The organism is Agromyces sp. ISL-38, assembly GCF_018613935.1.
GTDB lineage: Bacteria > Actinomycetota > Actinomycetes > Actinomycetales > Microbacteriaceae > Agromyces.
In genome coordinates this window covers 178,441-204,815 of record NZ_JAGGPF010000012.1, presented here as the reverse complement: position 1 = coordinate 204,815, position 26,375 = coordinate 178,441, and the positions used below count along the sequence as shown (strand labels likewise).

Annotated in this window: 25 protein-coding genes and 1 riboswitch; of the genes, 11 read left to right on the top strand and 14 right to left on the bottom strand. The window is 70.8% G+C overall.

What is annotated here, in order from left to right; genetic code table 11:
• Nucleotides 1–91 precede the first annotated feature (91 nt).
• The 4 genes from J7E25_RS15015 to J7E25_RS15000 all read right to left on the bottom strand — a co-directional run bounded on the left by J7E25_RS15015 (nt 92) and on the right by J7E25_RS15000 (nt 3,707).
• The gene (locus J7E25_RS15015) at nt 92–487 is read right to left on the bottom strand and encodes a nuclear transport factor 2 family protein (protein ID WP_214870962.1); all 396 of its coding nucleotides are present in this window, start codon (nt 485–487) and stop codon (nt 92–94) included.
• Between the two features lie 11 nt (nt 488–498).
• Nucleotides 499–1,308 carry a MoaF C-terminal domain-containing protein gene (locus J7E25_RS15010; protein ID WP_214870961.1) on the bottom strand — a complete coding sequence of 270 codons (810 nt, stop codon included), beginning with the start codon at nt 1,306–1,308 and terminating at the stop codon, nt 499–501.
• Between the two features lie 151 nt (nt 1,309–1,459).
• Entirely contained in the window at nt 1,460–2,590 is a 1,131-nt protein-coding gene (locus tag J7E25_RS15005; protein WP_214870960.1) for a zinc-binding dehydrogenase, read from the bottom strand.
• A gap of 154 nt (nt 2,591–2,744) precedes the next feature.
• Nucleotides 2,745–3,707 (bottom strand): helix-turn-helix domain-containing protein, encoded by a 963-nt coding sequence (locus J7E25_RS15000; protein WP_214870959.1) that lies wholly within the window; start codon nt 3,705–3,707, stop codon nt 2,745–2,747.
• Nucleotides 3,708–4,363: 656 nt separating this feature from the next.
• On the opposite strand from J7E25_RS15000, the gene J7E25_RS14995 reads away from it, so the two are divergent.
• The 3 genes from J7E25_RS14995 to J7E25_RS14985 all read left to right on the top strand — a co-directional run bounded on the left by J7E25_RS14995 (nt 4,364) and on the right by J7E25_RS14985 (nt 6,751).
• Entirely contained in the window at nt 4,364–4,675 is a 312-nt protein-coding gene (locus tag J7E25_RS14995) for a hypothetical protein (protein WP_214870958.1), read from the top strand.
• A gap of 69 nt (nt 4,676–4,744) precedes the next feature.
• On the top strand, nt 4,745–5,920 hold the full coding sequence (locus tag J7E25_RS14990; RefSeq protein ID WP_214870957.1) for a thiolase family protein: 1,176 nt from the start codon (nt 4,745–4,747) through the stop codon (nt 5,918–5,920).
• Between the two features lie 42 nt (nt 5,921–5,962).
• Nucleotides 5,963–6,751: a 3-hydroxyacyl-CoA dehydrogenase gene (locus J7E25_RS14985; RefSeq protein ID WP_214870956.1), complete on the top strand. Its 789-nt coding sequence runs from the start codon at nt 5,963–5,965 to the stop codon at nt 6,749–6,751.
• A 244-nt stretch (nt 6,752–6,995) separates the two neighbouring features.
• On the opposite strand, the gene J7E25_RS14980 is transcribed toward J7E25_RS14985, so the two are convergent.
• Nucleotides 6,996–8,438, bottom strand: coding sequence for a helix-turn-helix domain-containing protein (locus J7E25_RS14980; protein WP_214870955.1), 1,443 nt, complete (start codon nt 8,436–8,438; stop codon nt 6,996–6,998).
• Nucleotides 8,439–8,578: 140 nt separating this feature from the next.
• On the opposite strand from J7E25_RS14980, the gene J7E25_RS14975 reads away from it, so the two are divergent.
• On the top strand, nt 8,579–10,432 hold the full coding sequence (locus J7E25_RS14975; protein WP_214870954.1) for a phosphoenolpyruvate carboxykinase (GTP): 1,854 nt from the start codon (nt 8,579–8,581) through the stop codon (nt 10,430–10,432).
• Nucleotides 10,433–10,496: 64 nt separating this feature from the next.
• Nucleotides 10,497–10,604: riboswitch (TPP riboswitch) on the top strand.
• Complete coding sequence (gene thiC / locus J7E25_RS14970; protein WP_214870953.1) at nt 10,599–12,329, top strand: phosphomethylpyrimidine synthase ThiC; 1,731 nt, start codon at nt 10,599–10,601, stop codon at nt 12,327–12,329. It overlaps the preceding riboswitch by 6 nt.
• Nucleotides 12,330–12,339: 10 nt before the next feature.
• Here the strand turns inward: thiC and thiE are convergent, their stop codons facing one another.
• Complete coding sequence (gene thiE, locus J7E25_RS14965) at nt 12,340–12,972, bottom strand: thiamine phosphate synthase (RefSeq protein ID WP_214870952.1); 633 nt, start codon at nt 12,970–12,972, stop codon at nt 12,340–12,342.
• A gap of 102 nt (nt 12,973–13,074) precedes the next feature.
• Here thiE and thiO point away from each other — a divergent pair, with 102 nt between their 5' ends.
• The 5 genes from thiO (at nt 13,075) to J7E25_RS14940 (ending at nt 16,893) form a co-directional block, all read left to right on the top strand.
• Nucleotides 13,075–14,280 (top strand): glycine oxidase ThiO, encoded by a 1,206-nt coding sequence (gene thiO, locus J7E25_RS14960; protein ID WP_214870951.1) that lies wholly within the window; start codon nt 13,075–13,077, stop codon nt 14,278–14,280.
• A complete protein-coding gene (thiS, locus tag J7E25_RS14955; RefSeq protein WP_214870950.1) occupies nt 14,277–14,516 on the top strand; it encodes a sulfur carrier protein ThiS in 240 nt (79 codons plus the stop codon). The genes thiO and thiS overlap by 4 nt, the downstream gene beginning before the upstream one ends.
• Nucleotide 14,517: 1 nt before the next feature.
• Entirely contained in the window at nt 14,518–15,303 is a 786-nt protein-coding gene (locus tag J7E25_RS14950) for a thiazole synthase (RefSeq protein ID WP_214870949.1), read from the top strand.
• Entirely contained in the window at nt 15,300–16,373 is a 1,074-nt protein-coding gene (locus J7E25_RS14945) for a ThiF family adenylyltransferase (RefSeq protein WP_214870948.1), read from the top strand. Before J7E25_RS14950 ends, J7E25_RS14945 begins: the two co-directional genes overlap by 4 nt.
• A 145-nt stretch (nt 16,374–16,518) precedes the next feature.
• Complete coding sequence (locus J7E25_RS14940) at nt 16,519–16,893, top strand: DUF1622 domain-containing protein (RefSeq protein ID WP_214870947.1); 375 nt, start codon at nt 16,519–16,521, stop codon at nt 16,891–16,893.
• Between the two features lie 24 nt (nt 16,894–16,917).
• Here the strand turns inward: J7E25_RS14940 and J7E25_RS14935 are convergent, their stop codons facing one another.
• The 8 genes from J7E25_RS14935 to J7E25_RS14900 all read right to left on the bottom strand — a co-directional run bounded on the left by J7E25_RS14935 (nt 16,918) and on the right by J7E25_RS14900 (nt 25,612).
• Nucleotides 16,918–17,409 carry a 2'-5' RNA ligase family protein gene (locus J7E25_RS14935; protein WP_214870946.1) on the bottom strand — a complete coding sequence of 164 codons (492 nt, stop codon included), beginning with the start codon at nt 17,407–17,409 and terminating at the stop codon, nt 16,918–16,920.
• Nucleotides 17,410–17,487: 78 nt separating this feature from the next.
• Nucleotides 17,488–18,312, bottom strand: coding sequence for a hypothetical protein (locus J7E25_RS14930; protein ID WP_214870945.1), 825 nt, complete (start codon nt 18,310–18,312; stop codon nt 17,488–17,490).
• 129 nt (nt 18,313–18,441) lie between these two features.
• Nucleotides 18,442–20,331 carry an ABC transporter ATP-binding protein gene (locus J7E25_RS14925; protein WP_214870944.1) on the bottom strand — a complete coding sequence of 630 codons (1,890 nt, stop codon included), beginning with the start codon at nt 20,329–20,331 and terminating at the stop codon, nt 18,442–18,444.
• Nucleotides 20,332–20,412: 81 nt separating this feature from the next.
• Entirely contained in the window at nt 20,413–20,640 is a 228-nt protein-coding gene (locus J7E25_RS14920) for a hypothetical protein (protein ID WP_214870943.1), read from the bottom strand.
• Nucleotides 20,641–20,678: 38 nt separating this feature from the next.
• The gene (locus J7E25_RS14915) at nt 20,679–21,581 is read right to left on the bottom strand and encodes a PfkB family carbohydrate kinase (RefSeq protein ID WP_308164597.1); all 903 of its coding nucleotides are present in this window, start codon (nt 21,579–21,581) and stop codon (nt 20,679–20,681) included.
• The gene (locus J7E25_RS14910; RefSeq protein ID WP_214870942.1) at nt 21,565–22,482 is read right to left on the bottom strand and encodes a pseudouridine-5'-phosphate glycosidase; all 918 of its coding nucleotides are present in this window, start codon (nt 22,480–22,482) and stop codon (nt 21,565–21,567) included. The genes J7E25_RS14915 and J7E25_RS14910 overlap by 17 nt, the downstream gene beginning before the upstream one ends.
• Before the next feature lie 83 nt (nt 22,483–22,565).
• On the bottom strand, nt 22,566–24,158 hold the full coding sequence (locus J7E25_RS14905) for an amidohydrolase (protein ID WP_214870941.1): 1,593 nt from the start codon (nt 24,156–24,158) through the stop codon (nt 22,566–22,568).
• The gene (locus tag J7E25_RS14900; protein ID WP_214870940.1) at nt 24,155–25,612 is read right to left on the bottom strand and encodes an APC family permease; all 1,458 of its coding nucleotides are present in this window, start codon (nt 25,610–25,612) and stop codon (nt 24,155–24,157) included. Before J7E25_RS14900 ends, J7E25_RS14905 begins: the two co-directional genes overlap by 4 nt.
• Before the next feature lie 114 nt (nt 25,613–25,726).
• Here J7E25_RS14900 and J7E25_RS14895 point away from each other — a divergent pair, with 114 nt between their 5' ends.
• Nucleotides 25,727–26,332, top strand: coding sequence for a TetR/AcrR family transcriptional regulator C-terminal domain-containing protein (locus tag J7E25_RS14895; protein ID WP_214870939.1), 606 nt, complete (start codon nt 25,727–25,729; stop codon nt 26,330–26,332).
• Nucleotides 26,333–26,375 lie beyond the last annotated feature (43 nt).

Genomic DNA, 26,375 nt, shown 5'->3' with positions numbered 1-26,375 from the left:
GCTGTGTGATTGCAGTCTCGTGCGGCGACGGGGGCGATTGAATGCCGTGCAGCGCACGACGCTTGCTTCTCCGGGCACCGCGTCGGGCGGCTCAGTCGTCGCCGATCGCCCGGTTGACGAGCTCGGTGTCCGTGAACTGCTCGAAGGCGACCACCTCGCCGCCGGCGAGCCGCCAGACGTGCGCGACGCGGGCCGCGAAGGAGCGCCCCGTGAACTTGTTCGTGCCCGAGTAGGTGCCGATTCCCACGACGGTGTCGCCGCCGTCGATGAGCTCGTCGATCGCGACGGTGTAGTCGTCCCACTCGTCGTGGATGCGCTTGAAGACGTGCTCGGCGACCGACTGCGGTCCGACGTACGTTCCCGCGTAGGGGAACCCGGCGGCCTCGGTCCAGCGGATGTCGGCGGCGAAGGGGGCGATCATGCCCGTGAGGTCGCCTCGGCCGGAGGCCGCGTAGTGGTCGGCGATGATCTGCGCATTGTGGTTCATGACGGCTCCGTTCAGACGGGCTGGGCGTCGGGATACGACACCGAGCCGAGGGGGTAGATGTGGCCGCCGGCCCGCGAGTGCTCGGATCGCCCGTCGCCCGTGAGCCCGAGGAAGTTCCCGGTGGTCATGAGCTGGTAGCCGAGGTCGTGCAGCCACACGCTCGCGACCGCGATGCGGAACTCGCGGAAGCAGAACAGGTAGAGTCCGTCGTCGAACTTCCACACTGTCGAGAGGTCCATGTCGCCGTGACCGCGCTGCACGCCCTCGAGGCATTGCCAGGCGTAGCGGAGGCTCGAGACGTAGACGTGCTCGTAGAGGTGCTCAGGGCTGTATCGGTAGACATTGCGCTTGCCGATGAGGTCGCGGCTCGGGGCCGGGACGATTCCCGTGGGGTCGCCGCCGTCGGTGGTGCCCGCCCAGAACGTCTGCCGCACGAGCGGCGTTTCCGGGGTCTCCTCCTCGTCGATGTGGCTGAGCACCGCGATCGCGCGATGCGTGGTCGTCGAGAACACGACGGTGAGAGACTCGCGCTCGCGGCTCTCGAAGGCGACGGTCACGAAGAAGACGTCGTCGCGCACGGCGACGGCGTCGAACGGCTCGGTCGTGCCTGGGGCCTGCACGATCGCGCCCGAGGCCGACCAGGCGACGGTCTCGTCGCCGAATTCGAGCGTGAGCCGGGTGCCATCGTCGAGGGTGAGTGCGAGTCTGCGGCCCGCGAGCGAGACGCTCGGCAGGCGATAGGTGTCGATCCCTGCTGCGAACTCGTCGTACGTGTGCCACTCCTCCTCGCCCTCGACGGGCGGCGTTGCGATGTCGGTCATGGTGGTTCCTTCCGAGGTGTTCCGTGGCGTCGGGGCTGGGTTGCGGCTCAGCGCAGGCTGTAGCCGCCGTCGATCAGCAGATCGGTTCCGTGACAGGAGCCGGCGTCGTCGGCTGCCACCCGCCCGGCGAACCGATCGCGAGTGCGCGGCGTCATACGACATCGCCTCGGGTCGGGTCGAGCACGGCCTTGACGACGCCGCCGTCGCGTGACGCGACGACCCGGTACGCCTCGGCCACTTCTTCGAGCGCGAATCGATGGGTCACGAGCGACGAGAATGGGAACTCGCCGCGACCGAGCATCGCGACGGCCGGTTCGAACCCGCCGGCGGAGAGGAACGATGGGAGCACGTCGATCTCGCGGGTGAGCAACTGCTCGTCGGCGAGGAACGTGACCGGGACGCCCGCACCGCACGCGCCGGCGAGCACCACGCGACCACCGCGCCGAGCGAGCGCGACCGCCTGCTGCTGGGCCTCGGGCACACCGGCGATCTCGACGACGACGTCGGCGAGGCGACCGCCGAGTGCAGCTCGGACGGCGGCCTCGACGTCCTCCGAACGCGAGTTGACGACGGAGTCGGCGCCGAAGAGACGGGCGAGCGCGAGGCGCTCGTCGCGCGTGCCGATCACCACGATCCGGCCCGCGCCCGCGGAGCGCGCCGCGGCCGCGGTGAGGATGCCGACCGGCCCGGGTCCGATGACCACCACGGTCTCGCCCGGGGCGAGCCGGGAGCGGTGGACCGCGCGGAATGCGACGGCGAGGGGCTCGACGAGCACCGCGTCGTCCCAGGGCAGGGTCGCCGGCAGCCGGTGCGTGATGGCCTCGGCGGGCACGAGGAGCATGTCTGCGTAGCCTCCCCAGAGGCCGGGTTCGACGGTGCGCGGGATGTTGACGCCGTACTGCCGGCCGCGACCGAGTCCCGCGGCCGGGTCGTCGGCCTCGCACAGGTTGTACCGGCCCTCGCGGCATCGTCCGCACGAGCGGCACGGCAGCAGCATCTCCACGGCGATGCGGTCTCCGGGTTCCAGGCCCCGGCGCCGTGCGGCGTCGGCGCCGATCGCGGCGACCTCTCCGACGAACTCGTGGCCGGGCACGAGCGGGAACGGGTCGCCGATGTGGCCGGCGAGCAGGTGCAGGTCGGTCGCGCAGATTCCGACGCGCACGACCCGCAGGAGGAGGTCGTCGATGCCGACCGGCGGCACCGGCTGGTGCACGAGGGCGATCTCGTCGGGCGCCTCGAAGACGACCTGTCGACTCGACGTGAGAGTGGGGAGGCCCGGCATCCGGCTCCTTCGGCGATGTGCGGGAGCGGCGGGGTGCCGTCCCACGACCATGCTCGGGCCGATAGGGTCGGGCGCTCAATGCGCCGGGAGCGATCGTGCGCCGCCGGTCAATCCCCGTGCCGCGGGGAACAAGCTCGTGTCGTCGCCGGGTACGTCAGCGGGCGCGAAGCTCGCTGGGGGCCTGGCCGTAGGCGGTCTTGAACGCGCGGCTGAAGTGCGCCGCGTCGACGAAGCCCCAGCGTGCCGCGATGGCCGCGACCGGCCGATCGGCATACAGGGGGTTCATCAGGTCGCGGCGGCAGCGCTCGAGCCGCCGGGTGCGGATCCACGTCGAGACCGTGGTGCCCTGCGACTGGAACAGGCCGTGCAGGTGCCGGGTCGAGATGAAGTGCGCGGCCGCGATCGTTCCTGGACCGAGCTCAATCGACGCGAGGTGCTCGTCGATGTAGGCACGGATGCGCTGCATGAGGGCCTGATGCGGGTCGGTCCCCGTGCGGTCGAGGTCGAGCTCGCGCGCGAAGAGCGTCGTGACGAGGTCGAGCGCGCTGTGCGTGAGCCGCACGCCGGTCGATCCGCGCAGTTGCTCGAGGTTGCCCGCGAGCTGGGTGAGGTACGGCACGATGAGCGCGCCGACGCCTTCGGAGCCCGACATCCGCACGGCGGTGAGCTGGCCGACGACGTCGGGGGGAAGGTCGAGGAGGTGCTTCGGGAACATGACGACCATCGTGCGGAACTCCTCGTCGAAGACGAGCGAATACGGTCGGTTGGTGTCGTACACGGCGAGATCGCCGGGCTGGAGCAGTGCTTCACGGTCGTCCTGGATCAGCAGGCCGGTGCCCGCGAGCATGAGGCTCAGCTTGAAGTACGACCGGTCGCCGCGAGCGATGAGCTCGGGGGTGCGCTCGACGACGTGGTCGGTGGCGCGCACTTCGTTCACGTGCACCTCGTCGACTCCGGCGGAGCGGATGACGCCCCGAAACGGCTCGGGATGATCGCTCGTCACCTGCAGCGGCACGAACGACTCCGACACCGCAGTGCGGAACGTCGAGAAGTCGCGGGCGAGGATGGTCGAGACCGGGCCGGGGCTGGTCAGGGGGATTGCAGGGGAGCTGTGCACGGGTTCACCTCGGAGATGCTCGGAACGCGACGGCGTTGTATACGATCCGGTGACGGGGAGCATAGCAGGCGACGGTCCGCCCCGAGACCCTCTCGCCTACCAGCGGGCGCTCGCGGTGCGCCGACCGCGTGGAGCGTTGCGCGCGCGCCGCAGGAGATTCGGCACTATCGCCGAGTATGCCGGTTCATGATCGAAGAGCTCCTGCATTTCCGTCCCCCCGTCCTATAACGAAGTGATTCCAGCAACGTCAACCCTGCTCCACTTCCGCCGATTGCCGCGTACCGTGAGCGGGACATCTGGGGTTCAAGATGCCGCTGCAGGAGGAGGAGGACGATGAACGAACGAACTGAATCTCGCCCGGTGCGTCTTGCAGACCAGCTCACCGATCGAGCGGCCGGCGGGCTGCTGTTGGCATTCCTGACATCGGTCCTCGTTGTCCTCGCAGTTGGAACCTTCGTATGAGCACGGGCCGCCCACGCGGGTAGCGCCGGTCTCGATTCGGAGCCGCCGCCGTGATGAACCGGCGTCACCTCACGACAGATCGGCGATCGGCCGGTCGATGGCGTGTGGGCCTCCGACCACTTCGCCGTCGTCGTCGACGTGAAGGTCGCCTCGCTCGTCGCCGCCCGCCGCCGGCGCACGGCAGAATGGATCGGGTGAAGACGATCCAGTTGCGCCGGTACACGCTCGTCGATGGAGAGTACGACGACTTCGTCGAGTGGTGGCAGGGGTCGATGCCCATCGTGCGGCCGGCCGCCGGATTCGCGATCGAGTTCGCCTACGGCATCCGCGAGTCGAACGAATTCGTCTGGGCGGTCAGCACTCCGGGCGATCGCGACGAATTCCTGCGCATCGAAGCGGAGTACCTGGCGTCGGAGCCGCGTGCCGCGATCTTCGACGGGCTCCCGCAGCGAGTCGCGGTCTACAACATCAGCTTCGTCGACGACGTGCCCGACACCGCGGCCTGAACGCAGCCTCGGGGGCGCGCCTCGCTCCGGGGAATCCGTCGATTCCGCGACCCGACGTAGTCTTGACGCATGAGCACCGAAGCCGTCATCGTCGACGTCGTTCGCACGCCAGTGGGGCGTGGCAAGCCCGGAGGCATCCTCTCGGGCATCCACCCCGTCGACCTCCTCGCCGACGTGCTCGACGCCCTCATTTCGCGCAACGACCTCGATCCCGCCCTCGTCGACGATGTGATCGGCGGATGCGTCAGCCAGATCGGCGAGCAGAGCTACAACATCGCCCGCAACGCGCTGCTCGCCGCGGGCTTCCCCGACACCGTGCCGGGTACCACGATCGACCGGCAGTGCGGCTCGAGCCAGCAGGCCGCGGCGTTCGCCGCGCAGGCAGTGCTCTCCGGCCAGGCCGACATCGTCATCGCGTGCGGTGTCGAGTCGATGAGCCGCGTTCGCCTCGGCTCGAGCACCGCGGGGGCCGATCCGTACGGCGACCGCATCCGCGCCCGCTATCCCGACGGACTCGTGAACCAGGGCGTCTCGGCCGAGCTCATCGCGGCGAAGTGGGAGTTCTCGCGAGCCGAGCTCGACGACTTCGCGGCACGATCGCACACGCTCGCCGCCGTCGCGCAGTCCTCGGGCGCCTTCGTGAGCGAAGTCGTGCCGGTCGCCGGAGTCGACACGCTCACCGACGAGACGGTGCGGCCCGACACCTCCGTCGACTCGCTCGCCGGGCTCAAGCCCGCGTTCCGCACCGACGAGCTCGCCGAGCGATTCCCCGACCTCGAATGGCGCATAACTGCCGGCAACTCCTCTCCGCTCACCGATGGCGCCTCGGGCGCGCTCATCATGAGCACCGAGCGCGCCGAGCAGCTTGGGTTCACGCCCCGGGCGAGGTTCCGTTCGTTCTCCGTCGTCGGCAGCGATCCGGTGCTCATGCTCACCGGCGTGATCCCCGCGACCGCTCGCGTGCTCGAGCGCGCCCGCCTCACGCACGATGACATCGACGTCTACGAGGTGAACGAGGCGTTCGCCTCCGTGCCGCTCGCCTGGCTGCGCGAGACCGGTGCGGATGCCGCGAAGCTCAACCCGCGCGGCGGCGCGATCGCCCTCGGCCACGCGCTCGGTTCCTCGGGAACGCGACTGCTCACGACCCTCGTCAACCAGCTCGAGGCGAGCGGCGGACGCTATGGACTGCAGACGATGTGCGAGGGTGGCGGCATGGCCAACGCCACGATCATCGAGCGCGTCTGACGGGTTCCCGCTCCACACCGCGCCACCGAAAGGACACCACACATGGAACTCGAGGGCGCATCGGCGATCGTCACGGGCGGCGCATCCGGCCTCGGGCGGGCGACCGCGAAGGCACTCGTCGACGGCGGGGCATCCGTCGTGCTCATCGACCTTCCGGGCCCGCGCGGCGACGAGGTCGCGGCCGAGCTCGGCGATCGTGCCCGCTTCGTGGCGGCGGATGTCACGAGTGAAACCGAGGTGCAGGCCGCGATCGAGGTGGCCGCAGGCCTCGCTCCGCTGCGCGTCGCCGTGAACTGCGCCGGCATCGTGAGCGCCAACCGCACCGTCGGACGCGATGGGCCGGCGCCCCTCGACGTCTTCGAGCGCACCATCCGGGTGAACCTCATCGGCACGTTCAACGTCACACGTCTCGCCGCCGCGTCGATGGCCGCGAACGAACCTGCGACGGGGCGGGCGACCGGCGGCCCCGATACGGCCGAGCGCGGCGTCATCGTGAACACCTCCTCAGTCGCGGCGTTCGACGGGCAGATCGGCCAAGCCGCCTACTCCGCTTCGAAGGGCGGCGTCGCCGCGATGACGCTGCCGCTCGCCCGCGACCTCTCGAGGCTCCTCATCCGGGTCATGACGATCGCTCCCGGCATCTTCGAGACGCCCATGATGGCGGGCATGTCCGCCGAGGTGCGCGACTCGCTCGAGGCCCAGGTGCCGCATCCGTCGCGGCTCGGGCACCCGAGCGAGTACGCGGCGCTCGTGCTGTCGATCATCGCGAACCCGATGCTGAACGGCGAGACCATCCGGCTCGACGGCGGCATCCGGATGCAGCCGAAGTAGGCGAGCGGATGCCCCGGGCGCGGGGCATCCGTCGGCTCGCGGCGAGGCGCGTCACACCAGGTCGCGTCGCTGAGCGTCGGAGCGTGCAGCTCCTCGTGGGCGCCGCCCCCGTTCACAATTCCGGATGCGTCGCCGACACGCCGGGGCGCCGTCGGCGCACCTCGGGGTGTCGCTTCTGGGATCCGGAGTTACGAACGGTCGGAAGGGTGGGCGCGGCGTCACTGCGCCGGCGGCCGTGGGCCGCCTACTGGTCGGCGTGCGTCTCGAGGAACTCGTACACCTCGGCGTCGTCGACGCCCGGGAACGTGCCGGAGGGCAGCGGCGAGAGCACGTGCGCGTGCAACCGCGCGCTCGGCCAGGCGCGGCCGGCCCAGCGCTCGGCGAGCCCATCGGGCGCCCGCCGGCAGCACGCGTCGTCGGGGCACGTCGACACCGCGCGCACCGTGGTCTCGCGCCCGCGGAACCACTTGGCCTGGTTGAACGGCACGCCGACCGTGATCGAGAACTCCGAGGCATCCGTGCGCCCGGTCTGCGTCGCGCACCAGAAGGTGCCGGCCGGCGTGTCGGTGTACTGGTAGTTCTCGGTGGTGCGGTTGGTGTGCTCGAACGACGTGCGCGCGCTCCACTTCTTGCACACCCACTGGCCCTCGATCGACCCGGTGACGTCGGTGGGCAGCGGCAGGCCGTCGTTCTCGTAGCCCTTGAGCAGCGCTCCGTCGCCCGCGACCCGCAGGAAGTGCAGCGTCATGTCGAGATGCGTGGTGGCGAGGTTCGTGAAGCGCAGTGCAGCGGCTTCGTGGGTCACGCCGAACGCGTCGCGGAAGTCCTCGATCGCGAGTCGCTTCTCCTTCTTCGCGGCGGAGAGGAAGGTGACGGATGCCTCGCGCGGCATCAGGCACGCGGCGGCGAAGTAGTTGATCTCGAGCCGCTGCCACAGGAACTCGGCGTAGCTGTTCGGCCGTTCGTGCCCGAGCAACCGGTGCGCCATCGCCTGGAGCGCCATCGAGCGGAGGCCGTGGCCGCCGGGGATCGAGGCCGGTGGCAGGTAGATGCGTCCGTTCGCGATGTCGGTGATCGATCGGGTGGAATCGGGCAGGTCGTTCACGTAGATGAGCTGGAAGCCGAGCTGCTCGGCCATGACGCTCACCTCGCGGTGGGTGAGCGCGCCGGTGCGGTGGCCGGAGGCGCGCACCTGGTCTTCGGCGAGCTGCTCGATATCGGGAAGCGAATTGTCGCGGTCGCGCATGAGCTCGCGCAGCTCGGTGTTCGCGCGGCGTGCCTCTTCGGGAGTGGCGATCGCCTCGCTCGCACGACGCTGCAGTTCGCGGTGGAGGCCGACGATCGCCTCGAGCGTCTCGTCGGTGACACCGCGGCCCGGCTTGATCGTCGGGATCCCGAGGCTCGCATAGAGCGGACTCGATTGCGCACGGCCGAGTTCGAGCTCGAGCGCGGCTCGCCGACTCGGTGCCTCGCGGGCGAGCAGGGCGGCGAGATCGACCTCGAGCGCCGCGGCGAGGGCGTCGAGCGTGGAGAGCTTCGGTTCGCGCTTGCCGTTCTCGATGAGCGAGAGCTGGCTGCCCGCGAGCCCCACCGCCGCACCGAGTTGGTCGAGTGTCAGCCCGCGCTCACCCCGGAAGTGGCGGATGCGGTGGCCGAGCGTTGCGAGGTCTGGGGATCCTGCCTTCATCGCTTAAGGATAACGAAAGATGTGCGGTTCTTAAGACCATTTCTCTAAGTTCAGATGCGGGAATGAGGCGCATTCTTGAAGTACGAACTGCTTCCGGCGCCACGGCCGGGCACCACTGGAACCACTGGAAAGGGACGACGATGACGATCTCCGAGTTCTCGGTCGGCACCGAGACAACCGGCCGCCCCCAGGGCGGCACGAGCGACACGGCCCTTCGCGCATGGGTCGACGAGATCGCCGCGCTCACCAAACCCGACGAGATCGTCTGGTGCGACGGCTCTCTCCACGAGGCCGACCTCCTGACCAAGCAACTCGTCGCCGAGGGCAAGCTCATCAAGCTGAACCCCGAATGGCGACCCAACAGCTACCTCGCGCGCACCTCCCCCGGCGACGTCGCGCGCGTCGAGGACCGCACCTTCATCTGCTCCACCTACGAGGAGGACGCCGGCCCCACGAACAACTGGCGCGACCCCCGCGAGATGCGCGAGGAGCTCACGCATGTCTTCGACGGCTCGATGAAGGGGCGCACGATGTACGTCGTGCCGTTCTCGATGGGACCGCTCGGCGGCCCCATCTCGCAGCTCGGCGTCGAGATCACCGACTCGCCCTACGTCGTGCTCTCGATGGGGATCATGACGCGCATGGGCCACGCGGTCTACCGGCTCATCGAGGCCGGCGAGCCCTGGGTGCGCACCGTGCACTCCGTGGGCTACCCCCTCGTCGACGGCGTCGGGCACGGCCGCGCCGAGGTCGACTGGCCATGCAACGACACCAAGTACATCGTGCAGTTCCCCGACTCCCGCGAGATCTGGTCGTACGGGTCGGGCTACGGCGGCAACGCCCTGCTCGCGAAGAAGTGCTTCGCGCTGCGCATCGCCTCGGTGATGGCGCGCGACGAGGGCTGGCTCGCCGAGCACATGCTGCTCATCAAGATCACCTCGCCCCAGGGCAAGGCGTACCACGTCGCCGCGGCGTTCCCGTCGGCGTGCGGCAAGACCAACCTCGCGATGCTGCGGCCGACGATCCCCGGCTGGAAGGTCGAGACGATCGGCGACGACATCGCCTGGATGCGTCCGGGTGACGACGGCCGCCTCTACGCGATCAACCCCGAGTCGGGCTTCTTCGGCGTCGCGCCGGGCACCGGCGAGTCCACCAATCCCACGGCCGTGCAGACGCTCTGGGGCAACACGATTTTCACGAACGTGGCGCTCCGCGACGACGGCGACGTGTGGTGGGAGGGCCTCACCGACACGCCGCCCGCCCACCTCATCGACTGGGAGGGCAACGACTGGACCCCGGCATCCGACACTCCGGCGGCCCACCCCAACTCGCGCTTCACGGTCGGTGCCGCGCAGTGCCCGCAGATCTCCGACGACTGGGACGCCCACGACGGCGTGCCGATCGACGCGATCCTGTTCGGCGGGCGCCGGGCCACGAACGTGCCGCTCGTCGCCGAGGCGCGCTCGTGGAAGCACGGGGTGTTCATGGGGGCGACCATCTCGTCCGAGCAGACCGCGGCCGCCGAGGGCACCGTCGGCGAGCTTCGTCGCGACCCGTTCGCGATGCTCCCGTTCTGCGGGTACAACATGGCCGACTACTGGGGCCACTGGGTGAAGATGGGTCGCATCCTCGGCACGAAGGCGCCGAAGATCTTCCAGGTCAACTGGTTCCGCAAGGGGGCCGACGGGTCGTACCTCTGGCCGGGCTTCGGCGAGAACTCGCGCGTGCTCGAATGGATCGTGGGCCGCATCGAGGACACCGCCGATGTCGTCGAGACGCCGATCGGCCTGCTCCCGGCGGCCGGGTCCCTCGACCTCGGCGGCTTGGGCATCACGGATGACGCGGTGGAGCAGCTCTTCGACGTCGATCGCGACTCGTGGCTCGCCGAGTGCGACCTCACCGAGGAGTACTTCACGCAGTTCGGCGACCGCGTGCCCGCCGCGCTTCGGGCCGAGCTCGCGAGCCTGCGCTACCACCTGGAGCAGTCCGAATAGGCGGTGCGAGCGAGGGCGGGCGGATGCTGCGGCATCCGCCCGCCCTTCCGTGCTGCTACGCTACCGACATCCACACGGGAGTCCCAGCAGGGGCTGAGATCGGGCTGACGCTGCCCGCGACCGTCGAACCTGTTCGGGTCATGCCGGCGTAGGAAGTAGGAATCTGATGAGCGCGCTCGAATCGTCCCATTCGCTGTCGTATCTGCACGATGCGGAGCACGACATCCGGGTGCCGGTCACCCGCATCGCCCTCGGCGACTCGCCGAACGGCGAGCCCAACGAGGCCTTCATCGCCTACCGGACCGAAGGTCAGGGAAGTGACGCCGTGCGCGGACTGCCGCCGCTGCGCGAGCGGTGGATCGAGGCGCGCGGCGACACCGAGGCGTATGCGGGGCGGCCGCGCAACCTGCACGACGACGGCCGTGGGGCGGCGCGCCGCGGTGCGGCATCCGCCGAATGGCAGGGCGAAGCACGGATGCCACGTCGCGCCGCTCCGGGTCGCACCGTCACCCAGATGCACTACGCCCGCCGGGGCGAGATCACGCCCGAGATGCGATTCGTCGCGCTACGCGAGCACTGCGATGTCGAGCTCGTCCGCGCCGAGCTCGCCGCGGGCCGCGCGATCATCCCCGCGAACATCAACCATCCTGAGGCCGAGCCGATGATCATCGGCAAGGCGTTCCTCGTGAAGATCAACGCGAACATCGGCAACTCCGCCGTCACGAGCTCGATCGCCGAGGAGGTCGACAAGCTGCAGTGGGCGACCAAGTGGGGTGCCGACACCGTCATGGACCTCTCCACCGGCGACGACATCCACACCACGCGCGAGTGGATCATCCGCAACGCTCCCGTGCCGATCGGGACCGTGCCGATCTACCAGGCGCTCGAGAAGGTCGACGGCCAGGCGCACCGGCTGAGCTGGGAGGTGTTCCGCGACACGGTCATCGAGCAGTGCGAGCAGGGCGTGGACTACATGACGATCCATGCCGGGGTGCTCCTGCGCTACGTGCCGCTGACCGCCGAGCGCGTCACGGGCATCGTCTCGCGCGGCGGGTCGATCATGGCCGGCTGGTGCCTCGCGCACCACCGGGAGAACTTCCTCTACACGCACTTCGACGAGCTCTGCGAGATCTTCGCCCGCTACGACGTCGCCTTCTCGCTCGGCGACGGCCTGCGCCCGGGTTCGACCGCTGACGCGAACGACGCGGCGCAGTTCGCCGAGCTCGACACGCTGGCCGAGCTCACCGCGCGGGCTTGGGAGCACGACGTGCAGGTCATGGTCGAGGGCCCGGGCCATGTGCCGTTCCACCTCGTGCGGGAGAACGTCGAGCGCCAGCAGGAGCTCTGCGATGGCGCGCCCTTCTACACGCTCGGCCCGCTCGTCACCGATGTCGCGCCCGGCTACGACCACATCACCTCGGCGATCGGTGCGACCGAGATCGCCCGGTACGGCACCGCGATGCTCTGCTACGTCACGCCCAAGGAGCACCTCGGGCTGCCCGACCGCGACGACGTGAAGACCGGCGTCATCACGTACAAGATCGCGGCGCACGCGGCCGACCTCGCGAAAGGGCATCCAGGCGCACGCACGCGCGACGACGCGCTCTCGAAGGCGCGGTTCGAGTTCCGCTGGCGCGACCAGTTCGCGCTCGCGCTCGATCCGGACACCGCCGAGGCGTTCCACGACGAGACGCTCCCTGCAGAGCCCGCGAAGACCGCCCACTTCTGCTCCATGTGCGGCCCGAAGTTCTGCTCGATGCGGATCTCGCAGGACATCCGCGACGCCTTCGGCGGTCAGGCCGAACAGGCCGCGATCGCCGGGATGCAGGAGAAGTCGGCCGACTTCCTCGCCGCCGGCGGCAGCGTCTACCTCGGCGAGCCCGGTGTCCGCCGCTGACGCGGGCGGGTCAGTCGAGGGGAGGGAGCGCAGCGCGGAGTCGCCGGGCCGCGTCGGCGGGGTCGTCGGCCTCGGTGATCGCCCGCACCACGACGATTCGCCGTGCGCCCGCCTCGACGACGGCGTCGACGTTCTCATGGTCGATGCCGCCGATCGCGAACCACGGTCGGTCGGTGTCGAGGGCGGCGGCCCGGCGCACCGGCTCGAATCCGATGCCGGAGCGGCCGGGCTTGGTCGGAGTCGCCCAGACTGGCCCGACGCAGAAGTAGTCGACGTCGGGGTCGACGCTCGCGGCCTCGAGCTGGGCCGCTCCATGCGTGCTTCGTCCGATGGAGGTGTCGCCGGCGAGGAGCCGGCGGGCACGTGCCACGGGCAGGTCACCCTGGCCGAGGTGCAAGACGGGTGCACCGGCGAGCGCGGCGATGTCGGCGCGGTCGTTGACCGCCCACAGGGCGCCGTGGCGCTCGGCCGCATCGCGGAGCACGGCGAGCAGCTCCAGCTCGGCGGCCGCCTCGAGCCGCTTGTCGCGCAGCTGGACGATGTCGACGCCGCCCGCGAACGCGGCGTCGACGAACTCGGCGAAGTCGCCCTGCCGTTCGCGGGCGTCGGTGCAGAGGTACAGGCGAGCGGTTTCGAGGGGCACGACGCGAGTGTAGCCGCATGGGCGCGGGCGGCCGGGCACGGTGCCGCTGCGTCCGAGGGCGGGAGAGCGGATGCCGCGGCCGAGGTTCGAGCCGCCAACCGGGTGGAGGCCCGGGCCGACGACCGAGCCCACGTCGCGATCGTCGGCGCCGGGATCGTCGGCCTCGCGATCGCGTGGGAGCTCGTCCGCGCTGGGAGCAGCGTGCGCGTGATCGACCCGCACCCGGCGTCCGGCGCCACGTATGCTGCGGCGGGCATGCTCGCACCGGCGAGCGAGTTCCACTATGGCGAGGAGGACGCGTTCACGCTCGGGCTCGCGGCCGCGGAGCGGTATCCCGCCTTCATCGACGCGCTGCCCGAATCGGATGCCGCCGGCTACGAACGGGCGCCGACCCTCGTCGTCGGCGTCGACGACGCCGACCGTGCGGCGCTCGCAGACCTCGCCGCGGCGCAGGCGCAACTCGGCCTCGACGCGGCCCCGATCGGAACGCGCGAAGCACGGCGGCTCGAACCGCTGCTCGGGCCCCGGGTCGGCGCCGCGTACCTGATCGACCGCGATCATCGGATCGACCCGCGCGCGCTCGCCGGCGTGCTCAGGCGCGCGATCCACCGGGAGCGGCCCGACGCGTTCGTCGCGGCGTCGGCGCGACGGGTCCTCAGGGACGCCCGCGGCACGGCGGTCGGCGTCGAGCTTTCGGACGGCAGCCGGATCGCGGCATCCGAGGTCGTCGTGGCGAACGCGCAGGGCGCAGCACGGCTCGCCGCCCTGCCGGAGCACGTCCTGCGGCCCGTCCACGGCGACATCCTGCGGCTGCGCGCACCAGAGGTGCTTCGGCCGCTGCTGACCGCGACCGTGCGCGGCCTCGTGCGGGGCACTCCCGTCTACCTCGTGCCGCGCCGGGATGGCTCGGTCGTGCTCGGCGCGACGCAGCGCGAGCACGGCGGCTCCGCGATCTCGGCCGGCGGCGTGCACGCACTGCTGCGCGACGCGCGCGAACTCGTGCCCGCCGTCGACGAGCTCGAGCTCATCGACGCCGTCGCCAGGGCCCGCCCCGCGACGCCCGATCACGTGCCCCTCGTCGGGAGGGTGGCGCCGGGACTCCTCGTCGCGACCGGCACCTACCGCAACGGTGTGCTGCTTGCACCGCTCATCGCCGAGCTCTGCCTGCAGCTCGTCGAGGGAGCCGAGCTGTCTGCGTGGCCGATGCTCCGGCCCGACCGCTTCGCAGCGGATTCCGACGCCGCCCACGACGCGTCCGGCCCGGTCCCCATCGCATCCCACCCGACACGCATCGAGGAGCACGCATGATCGACGTCCACGTGAACGGCAGCGCGATGATGCTGCCGGAGCCGACGACTGTGGGAGCGCTCGTCGCGCTCCTCACGGGGCGCGCGCTCGACGAGCACGGCGCCGCCCTCGACGGCGAGCCGCTCGGCATCGCCGTCGCCGTCAACGAGGCAGTGGTGCCGCGTGGCCGCTGGTCGGCGCGCGGGCTCGTCGTCGGCGACCGCGTCGAGGTGCTCACGGCCGCGCAGGGCGGCTGAGATGGACGAGCTCGTCATCGCCGGAGTCCCGCTCGCGTCCCGCCTCATCATGGGCACGGGCGGGGCGCCCAGCCTGCACGCGCTCGGCGTCGCGCTCGACGCCTCCGGGACCTCGCTGACGACCGTCGCGGTCCGCCGGTACGCCGACGGCGCGGCCTCGGGCGCGGGAGCAGAGGGCTCGCTCTTCGGGCTGCTGCGCCAGCGCGGCATCCGTCTCCTGCCGAACACCGCCGGGTGCCTGACCGCCCGGGAGGCCGTGACGACCGCAGAGCTCGCGCGCGAGGCCTTCGAGACCGACTGGGTGAAGCTCGAGGTCGTCGCCGACGACCGCACGCTCCTGCCCGACGCCCTCGAGCTCGTCGATGCGACCGAGCAGCTCGTCGCGCGCGGGTTCCGGGTGTTCGCGTACACGAACGACGACCCGGCGCTCGCGCTGCGCCTCGAGGAGCTCGGCGCCGCCGTCGTGATGCCGCTCGGCTCGCCGATCGGCACCGGGCTCGGCGTCCTCAACCCGCACAACATCGAGCTCATCGTCGCGCGCGCCTCGGTTCCGATCGTGCTCGACGCAGGCATCGGCACCGCCTCGGATGCCGCGTTCGCGATGGAGCTCGGCTGCGATGGCGTGCTGCTCGCGACCGCGGTGACCCGGGCGCAGGACCCCGTCGGCATGGCCGCCGCGTTCCGGCACGCCGTGATCGCGGGGCGACTCGCGGCGGTCTCGGGTCGCATCCCGCGCCGTCGGCATGCGCTCGCCTCCTCACCCGCCGAAGGGCGGCCGGCGCTGTGAGCGGCGTGCTGCCGCCCCTCGTCGAGCCCGGCGGGGAACTCGACGACGAGGCGATCGAGCGGTACGCCCGGCAGCTGACCCTGCCGGGCTTCGGCGCGGACGCGCAGCGGCGTCTGCGGAACGCGCGCGTGCTCGTCATCGGCGCAGGCGGACTCGGCGCGCCGGCGCTGCTCGGCCTCGCGAGCGCCGGCGTCGGCGTGCTCGGCATCGTCGACGCCGATCGGGTCGAACTCGGCAACCTGCAACGGCAGTTCGCACATCGCCTCCGGGATGTCGGGCGGCGCAAGACCCGCTCGGCGAGCCGCGCCATCCGGGCGCTGAACCCGGGCGTCAGCGTGCGCGAGCACCCCGTGAGGCTGACCGCGGCGAACGCGTCCGGAATCTTCGCCGAGTACGACCTCGTCGTCGACGGATCCGACAACTTCGCCACCCGTCACCTGATCGCCGACACCGCCGAACAGCTCGGCCTGCCGAGCGTCTGGGGCTCGGTGCTGCGTTTCGAGGGGCAGCTCAGCGTGTTCTGGGGCGCTCGCGGGGTCCGCTACCGGGACCTCTATCCCGACGCACCCACCGATGGGCCGAGCTGCGGGACGGCCGGCGTGTTCGGGCCGCTCTGCGCCATCATCGGCGCGCAGTTGGCGGCCGAGGCGATCAAGCTCATCACGGGCACGGGAAGGGTGCTCCTCGGCCGCGTCGCGGTGTTCGACGCGCTGCACGGCGAGTGGCGCGGCTTCGCGCTCGAGGGAGAGCGGGGAGCAGCGGCGGGGGCCCGCTCGATCGGCATCGTCACGGCATCGGCGCTCCGGCAGGAACTCGCCGGTGCCGATGGCGGCCCGATCCTCGTCGACGTGCGGGAATCCGGTGAGCCGGGTGGCATCGCGGGAGCCGTGCGCGCGCCGTTGTCGGCGCTGCAGGCCGGCAGCGTGCCCGCGCTCGACGGCGAGCTCGTCGTGTACTGCGCTCGCGGTATCCGTTCCGGCCCGGCTGCGGAGTTCCTGCGGCGCGCCGGGCACGGGCCCGTGCGCACCCTCGCCGGCGGTCTTGCGGCGTGGGAGGCCTCGGCGCGGTAGGCGAGCGCGCACTCGACCAATCAGGCGCGAGCTCCACCTCGATCAGGAGGCCGCGAATCAGCACGCGTCGCGCCATCGGCGGTGCGTCGCGCTCATTCGGGCGTGTCGCGGGCGCTAGCGTGTGCCGCAGAGTGAGGGAGGCGGCATGGAACTCGGCTCGATCATCGAAATGGTGGGCGAAGCCGTCGACGTGCTCGGCGTGGTCGCGATCGTCGTCGGCGTGCTCTACGCGATCCTCGACGCCGCACTGCGGGGCATCCGTCGTGTGAGTCCCGTCTACACGCGGTTCCGCCGCGTGCTGGGGCGCGCGATCCTCCTCGGCCTCGAGTTGCTCGTCGCGGCCGACATCATCAAGACCGTCGCCGTCACGCCGACCCTCGAATCGGTGGCCGTGCTCGCGGTCATCGTGCTGATCCGAACGTTCCTCAGCTGGTCGCTCGAGCTCGAGATCTCGGGGCGCTGGCCGTGGCACAAGCGCGAGGAGCCGATCGAGGAGCCGGCGACCGCCGACGTGGCCTGAAGCGCGCCGCGCATCGTCTCGTGGTCAGTCGGGGGCGACGGATGCCGCAGCTCCGAGCTGCCAGGTCGCGATGACATTGCGGTGGTGGGAGCCGGCGCTCGGGCGCATGTCGATGAGGGCGATGGTTCCGAGCTCGACGCGCTCGCCCCATCGGAGGCGCCGGTCCTGCTTGCGGCTGACATGCGGCCGGTACTCTTCGCGGACATGACCGAAGTCGACGCCCTCCTCGCGCAGCGCGTCGAGCGCACGCGATCGCAGCGCTTCGAGCTCACCGCCGTCGCGCACGAGCGTGACCGGAACGTCGCGCCGCCGGCCGAACATCGCCTCCTCGCCGCCGCTCGCGTGGACGGTATCGGCCTGATGGGCGATGCGGCCGATGACCGTGGCGACGGCGGATGCAGGCAGTTCGGTCGAGAACGGCTCGATGAGGGTGACGTGCAGGGGCCACTCGGCAACGGTGAACTCGGCACCGGCGGCGAGCGGCACGAGCGGCAGAACGACGACGAAGCGCGCCATCCCGTGAGTCTAACGGGGGCGCGCTCGGTCGATCAGGTCAGCGCCTGACGGCAGCCTGACGTCATCTCGCCGGCCGTCTCAGCTGCGGACGCCGTCGAAGAGCCGCAGCATCGCGGCCGGAGCGAAGCGGTACTCGACGATACCGCTCGCGCCGGGGTCGGCGGGGCCGATCCACGTGCTGCTTCCTTCGTGCACACGGATCCAGCCGTCGCTGAAGAGCACGTCGGTGCCGATCACGAAGGCCATCGCCGGGGTCTCACCCTTGCGAACCGCGATCGAGCCCTCGATGAGCTGCGAGGCATCCGTCTCGGTGTCGGGCCGGCACTGCACGCCCACGTGCGGGCGCACGAGCGGAGTCGCGAAGCCCGGCACCGCGAACGGGCTCGCGGTCGCTGCATCGGCGACGATGCCGAAGTTGAGGCTCGTCGAGACGAGGCTGAGTGCGGCGGCGCCGTCGAGCACGAGCCGGCTCGACACGCGGAACCGGTAGTAGAGGCGTCCGGTCTCCGGAGCCGGCGGCAGCACGGCGAGGCTCGCCCAGTTGCGCGACCAGCTGAGCGGTGCGCCGTCGCGGTTCGGCGGGTCGTAGACGCTCGCGGTGATCCGCACGGCGCCGTCGGGCTGGGTCGGTGCGGACTGCAGGGCGCTGCGACCGCGCGAGCCCGAGGGCGCGACGTCGCGCACCGAGGTGAACGCGGGGATGCGCTGCGGCGACCAGTGGCGGAGCCACGCCTGGAGGTTCGCCTGGACCTCGGCGAAGCCGGGGCCGAGGAGCTCGGCATCCGAAGCGTCGGGTCCGTCGGCGGCGTTGCCGCTCGGGAGGTTCTCGATGAGGTCGAGGGGCAACTCGCCCGGGCGGACGGGGGAGAGCTGCTGCTCGCGGGGAACGGTCGCGATGGTCATGATGGTCCTTCGGTCAGGCGTCGGCGGACGTGGCATCCGTCGTCTGGATGCATCGCCCACGTTATGGAGACCGCCGTGCCGCCCCATCCGAGTCAGCACTGAGCCTCTCTCAGGTTTACCCCTAACGCGTCACACGAGCAACTGGTGTTCGGCGAGCTCGCGATACAGCGGAACCGACTCCACGAGCTCGGAGTGCGTGCCTTCGCCGATCACCCGGCCGCCGTCGAGCACGATGATGCGGTCGGAGTCGATGACCGTCGAGAGCCGGTGCGCGATGACGATGAGCGTGCGTCCGGCCGAGACCGCGTCGATGGCCTCGCGCATCATCCGCTCGTTCAGGCCGTCGAGCGACGACGTCGACTCGTCGAGCAGGAGGATCGGCGGCGCGGCAAGCAGCGCTCGGGCGATCGCGAGGCGCTGGCGCTCGCCGCCCGAGAGCATGATGCCGTCCTCGCCGACCGCCGCGTCGAGACCTGCGGGGTCGCGGTCGAGCACCGAGCCGAGGTTCACGGCGCGCAGTACGTGCTCGCACTCGGCGTCGGTGGCATCGGGGCTGCCGAGCTTCAGGTTGTCGCGGAGGGATCCGGCGAGCACGGGCGCATCCTGCTCGACGTATCCGATCTGCGCGCGGAGCTGGGCACGATCGAGCGAACGGAGGTCGAGGCCGCCCATGCGCACGCTGCCGATGCTCGGGTCGTAGAAGCGCTCGATGAGCGCGAGGATCGTCGACTTGCCGGCACCCGACGGCCCGACGAGGGCGATGCGCTGCCCGCGCGGCACCTCGAACGAGACCCCGCGGAGCACGGGCTGCCGATCCGTGACGTTCGGCTCGGGCAGGTGCTCGTCGGGCGACTCGTTCGCCGGGTCGGCCGGGTCGGAACGCGTCGCCGCATACGCGAAGTGCACGTCGTCGAAGTCGATCGCCGCGACATCCGGCAGCATGCCCGCATTGGCCTCGCCGACCATGACGGCAAGCGGAGCGAGCTCGCGGTCGTGCGCGTTCTCGTCAGGCAGGTCGAGGATCTCCTGGATGCGGCCGAGCGCGCCGAGCGCCTGGTTGACCGAGGTGATCGCGCCGAACGCCTGGCCGAGCGGCAGGATCATCATGAAGAGGAAGAGGATGAACGCGACGAGGTTGGCGACCGTGAGGGCGCCCGAGGCGACGCGGAAGCCGCCCACGCCGAGCACCACGAGGAACGACACCTGCATCGCGATGCCCGCGATCGGCACGATGAGCGCGGAGATCTTCGCGACCTGCACGCCCATGCTCCAAGCGCCCTCGGCCTCGCCCTCGACCGAGCGGATCTCACGCTCGGTTGCTCCGGCGGCCCGGATCGTGCGTACCGAGCTGATCGCACGCTCGACGGATGCCGCGACGTCGCCGATCTTCTCCTGGGCGCGGCGCGACGCCTCACGCACGCGCCGGGAGAGCAGGGTGACGGTGGTGATCGCGATCGCCACCACGAGGACGGTCAGGCCGAGCAGCACCGGATCGATGATGAGCATCGCGATGAGCGCGCCGACGAACGTGACGGTGCCGCCGATCGCCTCGACGAGGCCTTGGGTGAGCACCGCACGGAGCATGGTCGTATCGCTGCCCACACGGGAGACGAGGTCGCCGGTGCGGCGTGTGTCGAACTCGGCGATGGGCAGTCGAAGGAGCTTGGCCACGAGGCGCTTGCGAGCCGAGAGCACGACGCCCTCACCGGTGCGCTGCAGCAGGTAGTGCTGGTACCCGGAGATGACGCCGCTCACGATGACGAGCGCGATGAGCCCCCAGACGAGCCAGCCGAGCGGTTGGCCGGCCTCGACGACCCCGATCACCTGGCTCACGAGGAGCGGCTGGGCGAGGCTGGCGAGCGCTCCGATGACCGAGAGCACGGCGACCCAGATGAGCACCGGCCGGTGCTCGAAGATGAACGGCAGCAGCTGCCGGAAGGTCGCGCGGGGGCCGGGCGGCGTGGCCCGTCGGGCGAGGGGGCTGCGCCTGGTCTCGGCTGTGGTGGTGCTGTCGCTCATGGTCTCTTCCTGGTCTGTGCGGTGAGCGGATGCCACGCCCGCTCGGATGCCGCGCCGTCGCCGCCATGCAGCATACGTGTCCTAGCTGCGTCCGTACTTCTTGTGCACCGCCTGCTTCGACACCTCGAGGGCGAGGGCGATGAGCTGCCAGCTCGAGCCGGCGGCACGGGCCCGCCGCACGGCGAGCGCCTCGGCACGGTCGAGCTCGCGGTTGAGCTCCATGCGGGCGTGACGCAGGTCGCGCAGCGCCCGGTACGGGTCGTCGCCGTCGGCGGCGGCGATGGCAGTGCGGAGGGTGCGGTCGTCCATGGCGTCAACCGTAATTGACGCGCCCGTGATCTGTCAATTCAGGTTGACGAACGGGTGGCGTGCGCGCCCGGGTTCGTGAGCACGGATGCCGCGGCCGCATGCCCAGCGACGCAGGCCGCCGCGGCATCCGCTCCCTGCAGGGTCGCGGCGAGGAATCCCGCGGCGAAGGCGTCGCCCGCGCCCGTGAGGTCGCGGATTCCGGAGACCGGGGCCACGTCGACCCGCGCAACGAGCCGGCCCGCCTCGATCACGTCGGTCGGCAACGGGCCGTGCTTCACGACGGCGGTCTGCGCGACGGATGCCGCGAGTGCTCCGCCACCTGCCAGCCCGAGCAGCTCGGCCTCGGACTCGTTCGCGAACAGCACTTCGGGCGCGGCCTCGCGGATGAGGTCGAGTGCGACGTCGACACCGATGCCGGCGAGCAGCCCGGTCGAGGAGGCGTCGACCGAGATCCGGGCCCCCGCCGTGCGCGCCAGGGCGGCGAGGCGCATGACCTCGCTGCGCATCGGCTCACGCTCGAAGCCGTAGGCCGGCACGTGCAACCAGGTGACGCCGTCGAGCCATCGGTCGTCGACCTGCTCGAGCACCGCCGACGCTCCGCGGTCGGGGAACATCGTGCGCTCGCCGTCGGCGTCGACGAGGAGCACGACCGTGCCGGTGCGCCCCTGCCGCTGCACGCGTACGTCGACGCTCCGTGCCGTGAGCTCGGCGACGAGTGCCTCGCCCGCGGCATCCGTGCCGACCCTGCCGATGAACCGCGTCGCCACGTGTGCGGCGGCGAGGGCTGCGACGTTCGCGGCACTGCCGCCCCGTGCCCGGAAGACCTGCGCGGCCGTGTCGGTCGCCGTACGCACCGGCTCGCCCGCCCACACGACGATGTCCTCGACGAGGTCGCCGACCACCGCGAGCACGCCGCCCGGCCGCTCAGCCGGCGACGGCACGCGCGATCTCCGCCCCGAGCGCGACATTGCCGCGGTACACCTCGAGGTTCACCTCGAGGCTCCGACCACCCGTGGCGCGTTGCACGTAGTCGAGGAGGAACGGGGTCGTGTCGTGGCCGGTCACGCCGGCGTCGGATGCCGCGGCCAGCGCTTCGGCCAGCACCCGGTCGTGGAACTCGGGGTCGAACTGCTTCGCCGCGTCGACCGGGTTCGCCACGAGCACGGCGGACGCCAGCCCGAGCTCGTCACGGGCGTGTGCGAGCGCCGCGGCATCCGCCGGGCTCTCGATGCGATAGTCGAGCGAGAAGCCCGAGTCGGCGATGTAGAAGCCGGGGTACCGATTCGTGCGGTAGCCGACGACTGGGATGTTCAGCGTCTCGAGCCGCTCGAGCGTGGCGCCGATGTCGAGGATCGATTTCACCCCCGCGCTCACGAGCGTGATCGGCGTTGTCGCGAGGGTGCCGAGGTCGGCGGACTCGTCGAAGGTCTCGCTCGCCCCGCGGTGCACGCCGCCCAGGCCGCCAGTCGACATGACCCGGATGCCAGCGCGATGCGCGAGCCACGCCGTCGCGGCGACGGTCGTACCGCCGTCGAGGTGCTGCGCCCTGGCGATCGGCAGATCGCGAACACTCACCTTGACGACGCGCTCGGTGCTGCAGAGCCGCTCGATCTCGGCGGGGGAGAGACCCACGACCGCGACCCCGTCGATCACCCCGATCGTGGCGGGCACGACCCCTTCCTCCCGCACGAGCGCCTCCGAGGCGAGCCCGACCTCGAGGTTTCGGGGCGACGGCAGGCCGTGACTGAGGATCGTGGATTCGAGGGCGAGCACGGGGGCGCCGGCGTCGAGTGCGCGCCGCACCTCGTCGCCGATGCGGAGGCCGGACGGGGGAGTCTGCATTCCGCCATCGTAGGAGCGACCGACGACGAATGCCTCAGACGTGGCCGGATCGGGAGCCCGACCGTCCGTCGTGTCGCCGTCCGTCAGAGGGAGTGTCGTACTTCGCCGCCGACGATGGTCGCCAGAACAGGAAGCTCGGCGAACTCCTCGGGCGAGACGGCGAGGGGGTCGGCCGCGAGCACCGTGAGGTCGGCGAGTGCGCCTGGCCGGATGGCCCCCTCCTCGTGCTCCACCCCGGCCGCGATCGCTGCGGCCCTCGTGTACCCGTCGAGGGCCTGCGCCGCCGTCAACCCCTCCGAGCGCAGGACCGGTGGAAGATCCGGCCGGTCGACACGCCGCCGCAACCGGGCATCCGCCATGATCTGCAGTGGTTCGAACGGAGCGATCGGCCAGTCCGAGCCGAGCGCGAGTGTTGTCCCCGCGTCGACGAGGGAACGCGTGCGCCAGGCATGCCGGGCCCGGCGCGCTCCTACCCGGCCGCTCCAGTTGTCGGTCCCGGCATCCGTGACGAAGTGGGTGCAATGCGTCGGCTGCATGCTCGCGATCGCGCCGCTGGCGGCGACGGCCTGCACGATGTCGTCGCCCGTGAGCTCCAGGTGCTCGATGCGGTGTCGCGCGCCCGGATGACGTTGGAGCGCGAGTCGGATGCTCTCTGCCGCGTGCATCACGGCCCGATCCCCGATGGCGTGCGTTGCGGTACCGACCCCTGCGGCGCCGAAGTGCGCGATCGCCGAGCGATAGCGTTCCGGGTCGTCCCAGGTGCTTCGGACCGACAGTCCGTGGCTGTCCGGGCTGCGAAGCCACGCGGTGCCGTTGTCGATCGTTCCGTCGAGGAAGAGCTTGACTCCATGCATCCGCCAGAGCCGGCCGCCTTCCCCGACCTGCGCACACAGTGCGCCCCAGTCGTCGGGGCCGGATGACGGAGACACCCACGGGTGGATCTTGAGTCGGAGGGGAAGCTCGCCGCTGTCGTCGAGCGCACGGTAGAGATCGGCGGGGTCGTCCTTGAAGTCGAGCACGTGCGCCCCGGTGAGGCCGCTCGCGGCCATCGCGCGGAGCGATGACGCGAGGCGCCGGCGCAGGTCGGCGCGGCTGTCGGGCGGGATGACTCGCTCGACGACGGCGAGCGCCTCGCTCTCGAGCAGCAGACCGGTCGGAGTTCCCGAGGCATCGACCACGATCTCGGAACCGGTGTCGAAGCGGCGCCCTCCCCGTACGGCAGCGCGCTCGAGCGCCGCCCGATTGACGACGGCCGAGTGCGCATCGAACATGCGCAGGAAGGTGGGAACGTCACCGGATGCCGCTTCGATTGCCGCCGCCCCGACCTCCTCTCCGCGCCAGACGTTGTGGTCGAGTCCCCAGCCGATCAACCACTCGCCGCGACGCAGCCGCGCGCGCTCGGACGCGACGGCCTCGCGCACGTCGTCGAGCGAGTCGGCGCCGCGCAAGTCGAGGCCGCGCGCGACGCTCGCGCCGAGCATCGGATGCGAATGCGCGTCCGTGAGTCCCGGCAGCACGGTCGCATCGCCGAGGTCGAGCACGCGCGTCGACGGTCCCGTCCATGCCCTGGCGTCTCGGCGATCTCCGATCGCCACGATGCGACCGCCTTGCACCGCCACGGCTCCACCGGATGCGCCGTGCAGCCGGGTGGCGAGGACGATGAGGTCGACCGTCACTGTCCCTGGCCCCCGATGCGCGCATAGGCGGCCGGCCGGCGGCGCTTGAGGACCGCGGCGAGGATGACGCCCACCGCGAAGCTGATCGGCACCACGCTGATGATCACGACGTTGGTTCCGGCGGGCGCGCCGGTCAACACGTCGATGTTCGCGACGATAAGCCCGGTGAACAGCGCCATGAGGATTCCGCCGGTGAGGGCGGCGGGAACCGCGAAGCGGTGACGCTCAGCTCCCCTGTTCCTCGTGAAGAAGACCACGACGGCGAGCGACGCCAGGATCTGCAGGCACACGACCCCGATCACCCCGGGGGTGTTGACCCAGATGAGCAGCTGCAGGTAGGGATCGGCGCCCGCGATGGCGAACCCGCCCACGATCAGGGCGGCGAGTCCGGTCTGTACCGCGCCGGCCACCCAGGGCGAGCCGTTGCGCTGCCTGGTGCGACCGAGCATCGCCGGGAGCACGTCGTCGCGGGCGAGCGCGTAGCTGTACCGGTTGATGGAATTGTGGAAGGCGAGGAGCGCCGCGTAGACGCTCGTGAGGATGAGCAGGAGCAGGGTCACGGTCGCCCAGTGGCCGAGCTGGGTCTCGGCCGTGGCGAAGATGAACGTCTCGACCCCGTTCTGCCCGATGAAGGCCTGCACCAGGGATTCACCATGCGCCTGGATGAGGAGCCACGCCATCGCGAAGTAGAAGAACGTCATGGCGAAGACGGCCACGTACGTGGCGCGGGGAATGGTGCGATCGGCCGAGCGTGCCTCCGCACGGTAGAGCGCGGTCGACTCGAAGCCGATGAATGCGCCGAATGCGAGGCCGAGGGTCACCGCGAACTGCGGAGTGAACACGTTCCCGGGAGCGAAGGCGCCGGCGCCGAAGCCCTCCGGCCCACCTCCGCTTGCGATGATCGCGATGCCGAGCACGACGAGCACGAGTGTCTCGACGATGAGGAGCACACCCAGCACCCTCGCCCCGAGATCGATCCCGGCGAATCCCATCGCCCATACCAACACGATGGCGATGAATGCGAGCACGGCCCAGGGAACGTCGATGCCGAAGAGGGTCGCGAGCATCGCCCGGGCACTCACCGCGAAGAGACCGTAGATTCCGATCTGCATCGCGTTGTACGAGACGAGGGCGAGGATCCCCGCGCCGAGGCCGACATGCCTGCCGAGCGCCTCGGTGATGTAGGTGTAGAACCCACCCGTCTTGGTGACATGTCGGGTCATCGCCATGAACCCGACCGCGAACACGGCGAGCGCGAGGCCGACCACGAGGTAGGCGAGCGGGGCCGCTGGGCCGCCGATCAGGATCGCCAGCGGCACGGTGCCCGCGATGACGGTGAGCGGAGCGGCGGCCGAGACGACGAGGAACGTGATTCCCCCGGTCCCGAGCGAGTTCTTCTTGAGTGCACCGACGACGGGCCGGCCGTCGGGCGGGGCTGAGGTGGACGTCTCCATTGACATACTTGACTCCAGTCGATCGGCTAAATCTAACGGTGTCAGATATTGTGTACCGGAGTGACATCGTCCGCAAGACCCACGTGGTGACGAACAGGAATCGGAGGTGGTGAGGTGGGCCGGCCATCGAAGAACCTGCTCTCGATTGATCGCATCGTCAGCGAGGCGCTCGCGCTCATCGACAGCGGAGACGAATTCGCGATGCGTGCCCTCGCAAAGCGGCTCGGAGTGGCGGCGCCGTCGCTTTACTACCACGTCGGCGATCGCGATCACCTCGTGAACCTCATCCGCGACCGGTTGATCGCCGATGACCCCCCGCCGGCACGGAAAGAGGGCGACTGGCGTGACGAGATCGAGGCGATCGTGCGGACGCAGCGCCGCAGCTATGCCGCCCATCCGCATCTGGTCACGGTGCTCGTCGGCACGCCGATCACCTCGGAACCCGTGCTCGAACTCTATGAGCGGCTCGCCCGAGCGTTCGAACAGGCGGGCTTCGAGCCACGCGAGATCGCCGTCTACCTCGAGGTGCTCGACAGCTTCGCGCTCGGTGTCGGCCTCGAGCAGTCAGCGCCTTCGGACGTCTGGCACGTCGATGGCGCCGAAACGGCGCTCGTGGCAGCATCCGGCGCGTGGACCGACGCCGTCGCGCGCGTCGATGCCGCCTTCGAGTTCGGGCTGGCGGCGCTCCTCGACGCGATCGCCGCGCGAGCCCGAGCCTAGCCACGACGGCCGGATCCGGGACCCCGCTCGCTCTCCCTGACGG

Coding starts and splice junctions, on each gene's coding strand:
- J7E25_RS14910 (WP_214870942.1), bottom strand. CDS start 22,482: ATGCAGACTCCCCCGTCCGGCCTCCGCATCGGCGACGAGGTGCGGCGC.
- thiC (WP_214870953.1), top strand. CDS start 10,599: ATGAGCGCGCTCGAATCGTCCCATTCGCTGTCGTATCTGCACGATGCG.
- J7E25_RS14980 (WP_214870955.1), bottom strand. CDS start 8,438: ATGAAGGCAGGATCCCCAGACCTCGCAACGCTCGGCCACCGCATCCGC.
- J7E25_RS14900 (WP_214870940.1), bottom strand. CDS start 25,612: ATGGAGACGTCCACCTCAGCCCCGCCCGACGGCCGGCCCGTCGTCGGT.
- J7E25_RS14935 (WP_214870946.1), bottom strand. CDS start 17,409: ATGGCGCGCTTCGTCGTCGTTCTGCCGCTCGTGCCGCTCGCCGCCGGT.
- J7E25_RS14975 (WP_214870954.1), top strand. CDS start 8,579: ATGACGATCTCCGAGTTCTCGGTCGGCACCGAGACAACCGGCCGCCCC.
- J7E25_RS15010 (WP_214870961.1), bottom strand. CDS start 1,308: ATGACCGACATCGCAACGCCGCCCGTCGAGGGCGAGGAGGAGTGGCAC.
- J7E25_RS14925 (WP_214870944.1), bottom strand. CDS start 20,331: ATGAGCGACAGCACCACCACAGCCGAGACCAGGCGCAGCCCCCTCGCC.
- J7E25_RS14920 (WP_214870943.1), bottom strand. CDS start 20,640: ATGGACGACCGCACCCTCCGCACTGCCATCGCCGCCGCCGACGGCGAC.
- J7E25_RS15005 (WP_214870960.1), bottom strand. CDS start 2,590: ATGCCGGGCCTCCCCACTCTCACGTCGAGTCGACAGGTCGTCTTCGAG.
- J7E25_RS14990 (WP_214870957.1), top strand. CDS start 4,745: ATGAGCACCGAAGCCGTCATCGTCGACGTCGTTCGCACGCCAGTGGGG.
- J7E25_RS14950 (WP_214870949.1), top strand. CDS start 14,518: ATGGACGAGCTCGTCATCGCCGGAGTCCCGCTCGCGTCCCGCCTCATC.
- J7E25_RS14930 (WP_214870945.1), bottom strand. CDS start 18,312: ATGACCATCGCGACCGTTCCCCGCGAGCAGCAGCTCTCCCCCGTCCGC.
- J7E25_RS14940 (WP_214870947.1), top strand. CDS start 16,519: ATGGAACTCGGCTCGATCATCGAAATGGTGGGCGAAGCCGTCGACGTG.
- J7E25_RS14985 (WP_214870956.1), top strand. CDS start 5,963: ATGGAACTCGAGGGCGCATCGGCGATCGTCACGGGCGGCGCATCCGGC.
- J7E25_RS15015 (WP_214870962.1), bottom strand. CDS start 487: ATGAACCACAATGCGCAGATCATCGCCGACCACTACGCGGCCTCCGGC.
- thiS (WP_214870950.1), top strand. CDS start 14,277: ATGATCGACGTCCACGTGAACGGCAGCGCGATGATGCTGCCGGAGCCG.